The sequence below is a fragment of the Pseudomonas sp. F1_0610 genome (genome assembly GCF_047470865.1).
Classification (GTDB): domain Bacteria; phylum Pseudomonadota; class Gammaproteobacteria; order Pseudomonadales; family Pseudomonadaceae; genus JAZDRH01.
The window spans coordinates 1-10,976 of the sequence record NZ_JAZDRH010000022.1 but is presented as its reverse complement, the minus strand read 5'-3'; the positions used below and the strand labels follow the sequence as shown (position 1 = coordinate 10,976).

The following is a 10,976-nucleotide window of genomic DNA, read 5'->3' as shown; positions in this document are numbered from 1 at the left end:
AAGCAGCTGCCTTACTGACTTTTAGTCAGGTTATATAACCAATAAATTTCATATTCAATACAACAATAAAAATATTAAAACTCTTTACATTATATTTTTAAGAAGTATCATTTCAAACGCATTTGATAATGATTATTAATAACCTTATTAATTATACTAGAGATGAATATGCCCTCCACAAAACACATCTTGTCTCCTTTAAGTCTTGCGCTAGCTACCCTTGTTATTGCACCTACGGCAGTGGCTAACAACAGCGCTAACCTTGGTAAAACCGTAGTTACGGCTTCAGGATTCGAACAACAAATTAAAGATGCCCCTGCATCCATTAGCGTACTTACCCAAGAAGAACTGGCTAAAAAGTCCTACCGCGATGTCACAGATGCGTTAAAAGACGTACCTGGCGTTGTTGTTACAGGCGGCGGTAGCTCCAGCGATATCAGCATTCGTGGTATGGCGGGAAAATATACATTAATTCTTGTTGATGGACGCCGCCAAGACTCACGTGCCACTCGCCCAAATTCAGACAATGCAGGAATTGAACAAGGCTGGCTTCCACCTATTGAAGCTATTGACCGTATTGAGGTTGTACGCGGCCCAATGTCGTCATTGTACGGCTCTGATGCTATGGGCGGTGTCATCAACATTATTACAAAGAAAACTAACCAAGCATGGCATGGCTCTATTCGTACAGAAAAGACGTTCCAAAACCATTCCAATTCAGGTGACTATAATAAAACAGATGTTTTTTTATCTGGGCCACTTGTAAATGATATTTTAGGTGTCCAACTATACGGTCAAAAATCTCATAGAGAAGAAGACCGTTTTACGGACGGATATAATCAACAAAAACTAGAAAGCGGCACGGCTAAATTTCTTTTAACACCAAATGAAAATCATGATGTTTCTTTAGAATTTGGGAGCAGTGAGCAAAATCGAAAATCTCATACTGGAAAATCTGCCGCTAATTCAGGTCCATCTGACAATACATATAAACGCCGTTACTTCGCCCTAACTCATACTGGTCGCTGGGAAAACGGAGTAATTGATAGTTATATTCAACGCGAAAAAAATGACAATACTGATCGTAAAATGTATACAACAAATACAGTATTTAATACACAAGGATCTCTATTTTTAGGAGCACATACCCTTACTGCAGGAGCCCAATATAAAAAAGAAGAGCTTGAAGATGGAAGTAATCTAGGTACAACACTAGATAAAAAAATCGACCGTTGGGCTTGGGCAATTTTCGCTGAGGACGAATGGGGAATGACAGATACATTCTCTTTAACATCTGGTGTTCGTCTCGACCGTGATGAGAACTTTGGTAGCCATTGGTCACCACGTATTTATGGTGTGTGGAATCCATTAGAACAATGGACTTTTAAAGGTGGTATTTCTAGCGGTTATCGCTCACCCGATTTAAGACAAGCTATTGATGGTTGGGGGCACCCAACAGGAAAAGGTAGCGCTGTTATTTGGGGAAATTCTAATCTAAAACCAGAAAAATCTGTTACGGCTGAACTTGGATTTGTTTGGGATAATTTAGATAACTTAACCGCTGGTTTAACTATCTATCAAACTAACTTCAAAGATAAAATTACAGAAGTTAATATTTGCGATTCAAAAAACGGTGACACATGTGCTGTTAACCCTTCCTCGCCAAATTCAAACAGCACATATAGCTTTGAAAGCACAAATATCAACGTAGGTAAAGTTGATATGAAAGGTCTTGAAGCTACATTCGACTGGCAGATTATTGAACATCTAAAACTAGCAGCTAACTATACATTCACAGATACAGAGCAGAAATCAGGAAAGTTTAAAGGTAAGCCTTTAAATAAAATGCCTCGTCATATGTTCAATACAACATTAGACTGGACTGCTACAGACCAGCTCAATACTTGGGTTCGTGTTAACTACAGAGGGAAAGATTCTGAATACTTACATCGAGGCAAGAGTATTAGAGAACAAACACCAGCCCATACTTTTCTTGATCTAGGCGCTAATTATAAAATTAGTGAGAACTTCTCTGTAATGGGGGGCATCTATAACTTAGGAAACAAGCGTCTGAACACCGAAAAATATGAACGTGTACTAGACGGCCGTCGCTACCAAATTGGGGCAACAGTAACCTTCTAAGTTCTGCATCAAACAACGCCACAGCTCACAGCCTGTGGCGTTTTTATTTGTTCTGTGCGCGTTACCTGTTAAAGTGCGCCAGTGAACTTAACTAACAGAACAGACGTGATGCAAACTGGAAAAATTAAACACTGGAATGACCAAAAAGGCTTCGGCTTTATTGCTGCAGATGATGGCAGCGAAGATGTTTTCTTTCATATCTCATCTATTAATACCAGCACCGCACGGCCTGCATTAGGCATGCATGTGCAATACCAAACACAAATTGATCATCAAGGACGTTTAAACGCTAAACGCGTCATTCTACCGACGTCCACTACTCAAACACCCACCTATTCACCTAGCAGTTTATGGCTAAAACGCATTACTGCTCTGGTGGCTCTGATTATTATTGCGTTATTTCTTAGCAAGATTCTGCTCCCATTTTTTCAAGGATTTAATAGTCAACCAGCACCCTCTAACACCAGCAGTGCCTATCAGCACTACGATGTTGAGCTGAAAAAAACCTTAGCCTTAATTGCCAAAGAGGGTCCCTTCCCTTATCGGCAAGATGGTAGTATTTTCCAAAATCGTGAGCAGCGTCTGCCGCTCAAAGAGCCCAACTATTACCGCGAATACACTGTAAAAACACCGAATTCAGCTGATCGAGGCACACGTAGAGTGGTCACTGGCGGTCACCCTCCTACTGAGTACTACTATACAAAAGACCATTACCGCACATTCGAAAAACTCAAACCTTACAACTAAGCACTCATGCAGCAGCTTGGCCAATACTAAGCTGCTTAAACCTCTGCTTCACTGGTGCTATAGGAATCAAATCTAACAAAAATAAAACTATTTCTGCTAAAACAAGTTAACTCTCCGAAATAAAACCGCTAGTTTAACAACTGGTCAATAATAAGAATCTATTGTCTAGTTTTTGGCTCGAATAAAAACATATATAAACCATAGCGTTAAACAAATAGGACTGATATCTATGCTAATAAAATCACTGCTACGCCCTCTTTCTCTTGCTATTGCAGTTGCTGTATCCAGTGCTGCTTGGGCAGCACCTCAACAAGCACCTTTTGAAGCAGCTAAACAAGAAAATGAGGCCTTCTTAGCCACGCTCAAAGAATTAGTACATATAGAATCAGGTAGTAAAGACTTAGAAGGCTTAGATCAAATTGCTAATCTTGTAGCTGATAAGTTCAAACAGCTTGGTGCTAAAGTTGAAATCTTACGCCCAACGGATATCTACCGCTTAGACGATACGCCAGAGAAACTAGGACCTATTGTGCATGCCCAGCTCAAAGGCAAAGGCACTAGCAAAATTATGCTAATCGCCCATATGGACACCGTTTATCTAAAGGGCATGATTAAAGACCAGCCTTTTCGTATTGAAGGCGATCGCGCTTATGGCTTAGGTATTTCTGATGACAAGCAAGGTGTTGCAACTATTATTCACACGCTAAGTCTGCTACAAAAACTAGGCTATGATAATTACGGCAGCATTGACGTGCTAATCAATAGCGATGAAGAAATCAGCTCACCTGCGGCCCGTAATACCATCACTGAGTTGGGTGCAGACCAAGATATAGTACTGTCATTTGAAGGCGGCGGCACCGATGGCAGTTTACGCTTGGCTACCAGCGGTATTGGCGCAGCCTATCTAAGCGTACAAGGTAAAGCTTCGCATGCGGGTGCAAAGCCTGAAGATGGCGTCAATGCACTCTATGAACTGGCGCACCAGTTACTACAAATGAAAGACCTTTCAAAACCTGAACAGGGCTTAAAGCTTAACTGGACAGTTGCTCAAGCTGGCACTAATCGCAATGTCATTCCAGCTCAAGCCGTTGCCCAAGCCGATGCCCGTGCATTACGTGTAGAAGACTTTGTAGCACTTGAAAAAGCCATGCGTGAAAAAATCGCCAAGCCGCTGCTAAAAGACAGCAAAGTAGAACTTAAATTTGAAGTCCGCCGTCCGCCATTAGAAGCTACTGAGAAATCAATTGCATTAGGTAAACTAGCGCAAGGCATTTACAAAAACGAATTAGATCTTGATATGAAAGTGATGGAAGTCGCCACAGGTGGCGGTACAGACGCAGCCTTTGCTGCGCTAAAATCACGCGGTGCGGTAATTGAAGGCTTAGGTCTAAGTGGCTATGGCGCACACTCCAATGATGCTGAATATGTCCAACTGGACACCATTACTCCACGCCTTTACTTAGCTACCCGCTTGATTATGGCTGCCTCAGAAGGCGAACTAAACAAATAAGTTTAGTGCTGTCAACAAGCCTGATATTTTGAACTGCCTCGCACTTATTAAGCAGTTTAATCATCAGACGCTTACGGCCTGAGTTCGATAGAGTATCGGCTCAGGCCTTTTCGTTTGCTTTTAGCTAGCTAAATGGCTAATCGTTTTTAGTTTTTTTATTCGATAAGTTGCCTTACTCCATTAAATAATATTTAAAAAAATAAACGATAAAGGAAGACTGCAACCTATGATGATTAAACAACGCTTACTCCCACTGAGCTTAGCAGTGACCCTTTTCGCCTCCACCAGCTTATGGGCTAGCCCACAAACCACAGTGCATCAACTTGCCACACAAGAGCAAGAGCCATTATTAAACACATTAAAAGCGCTTGTGCATTATGAGTCCGGCAGTAAAGACCCAGAAGGTTTACAAGCTATTGCTCAATATATTGCTAAACAATTAAGTGAACTGGGTGCAACAGTCACCATTATTCAACCTACCGAGAAAGATACTGTCCGCCTTGCTGATACACCGGAGAAGTTAGGCCCAATGGTGCAAGCTGAGCTTCATGGTAAAGGCACGCGCAACATCATGCTGATCGCACACATGGACACTGTGTACTTACCAGGTATGCTCAAAGACCAACCATTTAAAGTGGAAGGCAACCATGCCTATGGGCTTGGCATCGCGGATAACAAGCAAGGAGTTGCCTCTATTATTCACACAGTTGCACTACTGCAAAAACTCAAATTTGAAGACTATGGCAAACTCACCATTTTAATTAATGGCGATGAAGAAATTAGCTCGCCTGCTTCGCGCAACCTACTCACACGCCTAGCCAAAGATCAGGATGCGGTATTCTCTTTTGAAGGCGGTATGGTGGGCGATGCCAGTTTACTGCTGGCCACTAGCGGTATAGGCGCTGCCTATCTCAAGGTGCAAGGCAAAGCCTCCCATGCTGGGGCCAAACCAGAAGATGGCATCAATGCGCTATATGAACTGGCGCATCAAATTCTGCAAATGAAAGATCTATCGCAACCAGAACAAGGAGTCAAACTTAATTGGACGGTTGCTCAAGCAGGTACTAACCGTAACGTGATCCCCGCACAAGCTAGCGCCCAAGGCGATGCACGCGCCCTTCGTACAGAAGATTTCAAAGCACTGCAAAGCACAATGCAAAATAAGGTTCAACAACGTCTACTCACAGACACTAAAGTGGATTTAACCTTTGAAGTGCGGCGCCCACCTTTTGAAGCAACAGATGCCGCTATACGTATGGCCAATCACGCGCAGAGTATTTATAAAAACGAGCTAAATCGGCCACTTATTATTCAAGAAAAAGCTATTGGTGGCGGCACAGATGCAGCTTTTGCCGGCTTAGAAACACGTGGCGTTGTTATTGAGGGCTTTGGCATCAATGGTTTTGGCGCCCATTCAAATAGCGCTGAATATGTGTTAATTGACAGTATTACACCTAGCCTTTACTTAAATGTTCGTATGATTATGGACATTGCTCATAATAAGGTGCCTTAATAACAAGCACTACCTGCTCTATCAATAGGAGTAGAGCAGGTTTTCACTGTATTGAGTAACCAAGCCTTAACCTCTACTTTTAATGATTAGCATCCTAGTCTATACGCTAATTTTTACGCTATGTAGTACGAGTAATCGGCAGGCTCGCACCTTGCTTAATTAAAATAAACTTATCCTTACCTAAGCCTTGCGCTTTTAATGATTGCATTAAATGTTCAGGCGGCTCGTCAATGGATTCATCTGCCAATTCAAAAACGCCCCAATGCATGGCAATGGTCAAGGGTTGGCCAAGCTGCATAAAGAGTTTGACTGCATCATCTGGGTCCATATGTTGCTTATACATAAACCACTTGGGCGCATAAGAACCAATGGGCAAACCTGCCATACTAATTTCACCGTAACGCTGACGAACCTTATGCAGTTCATCACTAAACCCACTATCGCCTGAAAAGTAAAAGCGCCAATCACCATATTCAATCAGAAAGCCACACCAGAGTGACTGGTTACGATCAAAACCTGAACGAATACTCCAATGTCGAGCAGGTGTTGGGTAAATATTTACTCCATATGCACTATGTTTATCGTGCCAGTCGTACTCAAACACATGGACAAAGCCACGGGCAGTAAACCAGCTTTTCAATCCTAAAGGCACAATAATAGTGACCTGAGGGAAGTACTGCTTGATATGTCTAAGCGTTTGGCTATCTAAATGATCATAATGATTATGCGAAATAAGCAGCACATCTAAAGCTGGCAAATCTTTTACCAAGGCAGGAGAAGCAACACGTCGTGGCGGCCCCATAAAACTAAATGGCGAAGCACGAGGAGAAAACGTAGGATCAGTTAAAAAATACTTTCCATTTAAACGAAAATAAAAGCTAGCATGACCTAACCACCAAACACGATCATCCTCTCCTGCAAAGTCAGGCGTTTCCACCCACAGTTTAGCAAAGGCGTCATAACCCATTTTAGGCGGTAAAGGTAAGCGCTTTAGTTTACGATTCCACTGCCAACGCTGCACATCCGTTTGCAGAATTCGGTCATTTTCTAAGTTACGAAAGCCTGTTGGTGTATGGTGGGCTTTGTTTGGATCAAAATATGGATTTTTATAAAACATAAATGATAACGACCAAATAGAGTAATCAATGTGCTTTGACCTTCACACCATACAACAGTATCACTGCATAAATAAATTAACTTACTCCGTACTTTATGTTTTTCGTGTATCTTCTGCCTAAAATCAGTAATCTTCTTTTGGGAGTATTTTATGCCGTTATTTAGCCGAGCTACTGCGGCCAGTTTGAGCCTCTTTTTTGTCTTGAGCGCACAGGCTGCCAGTGATAAAGTCCAACAATTAATTGAATACGATATGCTCGGTAGCGATTTACGTTATTTTGAGTCCATTGCAGGCGTAGCCCGTAAATCATATGACTGGACCTATAACTATGTTGTGGATGGCTGCCATATTCAAGTTACTGCACCCCAAGCGCATACTATTAACAAAATTCGTATTGAGTTAACAGAACAATGCCAGCCTGACTTTTCAGATGCCCTTGCCAGCTTTGCTCCTGACACCAAACAGCCGCTTACTATCGGTAATTTTGCCAACAGCTTTAGTGATTTAAGTTTCACCGCTGATTGTTTAAGTGGCTGCGGCAATGCTGCAGATCCTTATATTTATGCTTACTGGCAAGGCCCTAGAGCATTTGAGTTACGTGAAGTTATGTTAGAAGTGGTACAAGTCGCCACTCCGGCGTTAGAGGCCGCGGATAAATGGCAAGCACTAATGGAGCAACATGAAGGTGAAGATTGGGTAATGGATACTCAATTCAACTGCAATCATAAATACGATACGCAAGCCCAACAATTTTTTAATCCCGTGCAGGTCACTGCTGTGACCATCGGCTACGACTTAAGAAATGAATCAAGCTGTCAATAACCTACTCAGCAAAAGGACGCTTATGAACGAATTATCTGCAGAACAACAGTTCTGGGACAACCTTGAGCAAGGCGATTTCGAGCGCGCATTGCAGGCTGCTCATGAAGCAGAAGAATCTCAAAATTTGCTGATTATTCATCAAGTCGCGAAATCACAAAGCTTAGAACCATTAGCTCAATATGATTACGCCACGGATGATTTCTCACCTATTTACTGTAACTTAATTAGGTTATTTCTTGAGAATTGCGATACACAGCCACTAACTGACTTTGCGGATCAATTATTAGATTACTTGCTAGAAAATGCTGCTGACGTTGCTAAGAAAATTCAAAAGGACTCAAATAACTACCCTCTGAATCCTATCAGTGGTGCTACATGGATGAACGGTGCTCAGTTACGCACCATGCTAAATTTTCTATTGGATTATTTAGAAAAACACGAAAGCGCGCACGAGCAGCTACTCGTACAGTTTCATAAAACCCGTGTAACCTTGGCAATTATGGGACATTACAAGCAAGAAGTAGGACCCGATATGATTGCAACTGCAGGTTTATATATTGCTGATGGTAAACCAGATGCAGCATTGAACTGCTATCAAGCTGTTATTAATGATTTTGAAGAAGAAATAGAAAATTATTTGGCATATTTTGACGAAAACGAATTTGAGTTTGGCGACACTGACCAAGTTATTCTCTCATCACTACGCCAAGCCTACCTAGGCACCCAAAAATTACAGCCAGAGAGTGATTTTTCACAGCAATTAACACAGTTGGATATTATTTTCGCTAAAGCCCACGCACAGAACTAAATGGCTATAACGGCCTGACTAGCTAAAGCTTGACTAAGCAACTTTTGCATAGCTTTTAAGCGTTTTTCAAAGCTTTTACCGCCTGCATAGATCAGTTCAATATGCAGGCTATCAACCATTGCAAGATAAGCTTCACTTAACCAGTTCTGTTGTTTTTTCGGTAGTTTCCGTATAAAAAAGCTTTGTAGCTCCTCTAAATAAGCTTCAAAACCTAAAGAAATAGCAGGCTGTAACCCTGTAGGTGGAAAATACGCTGTACGCAACAACAAACGTAAATACTCAGATGTTTGATAACGCTGCGCTAAACTTGCACAATAATATGAGCCAGCTTGAGCGTCAGAAGGTTCATCAGCAAAGCATTGGCTCATATAGTTCCGCTCTAGTTGCAAAGCCTCATTAAATACTTCCATAAAAAGTGCATCTTTGTTAACAAAGTGCGCATATAATGAAGCTTTACGAATGCCCACTGCTACTGCAATATCATTGAGTGAGGCGGCATCATAGCCGCGCTCAGCAAAATGTATAACAGCCGCTGCACAAATACGCTCAACCGAAGGTGAACGATTACTCATATATATTATCCTTGAACAGCTGTAGCCTGCAGTTTTGCTTGTGCTGACTTCTGCTGTAATACCTCTTGTTTATGCGCTTGACGCACTGTAAACACCGTCAAAAGCAATACAAACACGCTAAAGAAAAATAAGAATGCACACCAGTGTAACGCACTTAGCTCTGCCAATGTACCGGCAATAGGCGTTGCCATTGAAGAAATAACCAACTGAAACGCCCCCAATAAAGCAGCTGTCGAACCTAAAGCCTGTTGTTGCGATGCCATTGCCATCGACATAAGAGTAGACTCAGCAATACCTAAACCAAATAATGCAACAAACATACCTACCACAATTATAGATAAGCCCCAGCCAAAATATGTAGCTAATGCAGCAATCAGTGCTCCAAGTACAATGAGTAACACGCCTCGGTTAGCTAAGCGCAATACCCCCATTGATGGCACCCATTTGCTACTTACCAAAGCCCCTAATAATACAGCAATACCAGTACCTCCAAAAACAAAACCAAAGGTATCCGCTTCTAAATTAAAATGCGTTTGATAAACATAAGCAGCACCACCAATATAACCAAATAAAAAGAAGAATACTGCTGACAAGGCAAGCGCTGGCATTAAGAAGGAAGGACAACTTGCAATGCGTGCATAAGTACGTATCACTTCGCCAAATTTTAGTGAAATACGCTTCTCTACAGGCAAGGATTCAGGCAAATTAAACATTGCATTGACAAAGGCACAAAGCGCTAAAATGGCCAATACATAAAGTACAGATTGCCAGCCAAAATGTGCATCTAAGTATCCACCTACAGCCGGAGCCAACACAGGTGCCAAGGCTTCAATTGTCATTAATAAAGCAAATAGCTGTGCAGCTGCATTGCCTTCTGCAACATCCCGGACTGTGCTCATAGCCACAACTAAGGTTAATGCAGCTGCCATGCCTTGAATAAAGCGCACAATCAATAACCACTCAATTGAGCTTGAAAAAGCGGCACCAACGGAGGCAGCAGCAAAAACTACGAGACCTATTAGTAGTGGAAGGCGCCGTCCATAAGCATCAATTAAAGGGCCAAATACTAATTGCCCAGCGCCTAAGGCCATTAAGAAAACCGTCAACGACACTTGGATGTTGCCATACGAAGTATGCAAATCTTTAGCCATATCAGGCATGGAAGGCAAATACATATCAATAGCAGAAGGGCCTAGAATAGTAATCAAAGCCAGTGAGGCTGCTAGTTTTAGTCCTATGGATGTCTGTTTCATGGTAATACTCTAAGTGATTAATACTTAATACCAGCTGCAGAAACGCGAGTGGGTAAACATAGCTTAAACTACCTACCGTAAGGTAGTCAATTAGATTGAAAAAAAGCTCAAACACAACCTACCCCTATCCTTAGAAAGTAAATAACTGGCTATGTTTGAGCTTAAAAACAATCATTAAAATGTAAAACGGTAGCCTATGTTAGCGTCATATTTATCAAATCTTTTGCCAATATTATTATTTAGCTCAAAGAATAGATGATGCCTATCATTTACTTGCGCATGTGCCCCTGTAATCCCCCCTCAAAACCACGGAGGCTATTTGTAGAAAATTTCATTAATATAAACTCAAGGAGTTTTCTATGCGTAAATCAAAATTCACTGAGAGCCAGATTATGGCAATTCTCAAACAAAATGAGGCTGGAGTTCCAGTCCCTGAGCTATGCCGTGAGCATGGTATTAGCTCAGCTTCGTTCTACAAGTGGCGCTCAAAAT

10 protein-coding genes are annotated in these 10,976 nt (G+C 41.8%); 7 read left to right on the top strand and 3 right to left on the bottom strand.

What is annotated here, in order from left to right:
* Nucleotides 1-168 precede the first annotated feature (168 nt).
* From VQ643_RS11980 to VQ643_RS11965, 4 genes are all read left to right on the top strand, one after another.
* Nucleotides 169-2,142 (top strand): ligand-gated channel protein, encoded by a 1,974-nt coding sequence (locus VQ643_RS11980; RefSeq protein WP_414200027.1) that lies wholly within the window; start codon nucleotides 169-171, stop codon nucleotides 2,140-2,142.
* Nucleotides 2,143-2,223: 81 nt separating this feature from the next.
* Entirely contained in the window at nucleotides 2,224-2,889 is a 666-nt protein-coding gene (locus VQ643_RS11975) for a ribonuclease domain-containing protein (RefSeq protein WP_414200026.1), read from the top strand.
* 229 nt (nucleotides 2,890-3,118) lie between these two features.
* On the top strand, nucleotides 3,119-4,399 hold the full coding sequence (locus VQ643_RS11970; protein WP_414200025.1) for a M20/M25/M40 family metallo-hydrolase: 1,281 nt from the start codon (nucleotides 3,119-3,121) through the stop codon (nucleotides 4,397-4,399).
* Between the two features lie 226 nt (nucleotides 4,400-4,625).
* On the top strand, nucleotides 4,626-5,912 hold the full coding sequence (locus VQ643_RS11965) for a M20/M25/M40 family metallo-hydrolase (RefSeq protein ID WP_414200024.1): 1,287 nt from the start codon (nucleotides 4,626-4,628) through the stop codon (nucleotides 5,910-5,912).
* Nucleotides 5,913-6,030: 118 nt separating this feature from the next.
* Here VQ643_RS11965 and VQ643_RS11960 read toward each other — a convergent pair whose 3' ends face one another.
* Nucleotides 6,031-7,029: an MBL fold metallo-hydrolase gene (locus tag VQ643_RS11960; RefSeq protein ID WP_414200023.1), complete on the bottom strand. Its 999-nt coding sequence runs from the start codon at nucleotides 7,027-7,029 to the stop codon at nucleotides 6,031-6,033.
* A 150-nt stretch (nucleotides 7,030-7,179) separates the two neighbouring features.
* Between VQ643_RS11960 and VQ643_RS11955 the strand changes: the two genes are divergently transcribed.
* Together VQ643_RS11955 and VQ643_RS11950 are read left to right on the top strand one after the other, a co-directional pair.
* Entirely contained in the window at nucleotides 7,180-7,851 is a 672-nt protein-coding gene (locus VQ643_RS11955; protein WP_414200022.1) for a hypothetical protein, read from the top strand.
* 22 nt (nucleotides 7,852-7,873) lie between these two features.
* The gene (locus tag VQ643_RS11950) at nucleotides 7,874-8,659 is read left to right on the top strand and encodes a hypothetical protein (RefSeq protein WP_414200021.1); all 786 of its coding nucleotides are present in this window, start codon (nucleotides 7,874-7,876) and stop codon (nucleotides 8,657-8,659) included.
* Here the strand turns inward: VQ643_RS11950 and VQ643_RS11945 are convergent.
* Together VQ643_RS11945 and VQ643_RS11940 are read right to left on the bottom strand one after the other, a co-directional pair.
* Complete coding sequence (locus tag VQ643_RS11945; protein ID WP_414200020.1) at nucleotides 8,656-9,231, bottom strand: TetR/AcrR family transcriptional regulator; 576 nt, start codon at nucleotides 9,229-9,231, stop codon at nucleotides 8,656-8,658. The genes VQ643_RS11950 and VQ643_RS11945 overlap by 4 nt on opposite strands.
* 5 nt (nucleotides 9,232-9,236) lie before the next feature.
* Nucleotides 9,237-10,484 carry a multidrug effflux MFS transporter gene (locus VQ643_RS11940; protein WP_414200019.1) on the bottom strand — a complete coding sequence of 416 codons (1,248 nt, stop codon included), beginning with the start codon at nucleotides 10,482-10,484 and terminating at the stop codon, nucleotides 9,237-9,239.
* Nucleotides 10,485-10,843: 359 nt separating this feature from the next.
* Here VQ643_RS11940 and VQ643_RS11935 point away from each other — a divergent pair.
* Nucleotides 10,844-10,976: transposase (locus VQ643_RS11935; RefSeq protein WP_414200064.1), on the top strand; the 133-nt coding region annotated here is incomplete at its 3' end.

Coding starts and splice junctions, on each gene's coding strand:
- VQ643_RS11980 (WP_414200027.1), top strand. CDS start 169: ATGCCCTCCACAAAACACATCTTGTCTCCTTTAAGTCTTGCGCTAGCT.
- VQ643_RS11970 (WP_414200025.1), top strand. CDS start 3,119: ATGCTAATAAAATCACTGCTACGCCCTCTTTCTCTTGCTATTGCAGTT.
- VQ643_RS11965 (WP_414200024.1), top strand. CDS start 4,626: ATGATGATTAAACAACGCTTACTCCCACTGAGCTTAGCAGTGACCCTT.
- VQ643_RS11960 (WP_414200023.1), bottom strand. CDS start 7,029: ATGTTTTATAAAAATCCATATTTTGATCCAAACAAAGCCCACCATACA.
- VQ643_RS11955 (WP_414200022.1), top strand. CDS start 7,180: ATGCCGTTATTTAGCCGAGCTACTGCGGCCAGTTTGAGCCTCTTTTTT.
- VQ643_RS11950 (WP_414200021.1), top strand. CDS start 7,874: ATGAACGAATTATCTGCAGAACAACAGTTCTGGGACAACCTTGAGCAA.
- VQ643_RS11945 (WP_414200020.1), bottom strand. CDS start 9,231: ATGAGTAATCGTTCACCTTCGGTTGAGCGTATTTGTGCAGCGGCTGTT.
- VQ643_RS11940 (WP_414200019.1), bottom strand. CDS start 10,484: ATGAAACAGACATCCATAGGACTAAAACTAGCAGCCTCACTGGCTTTG.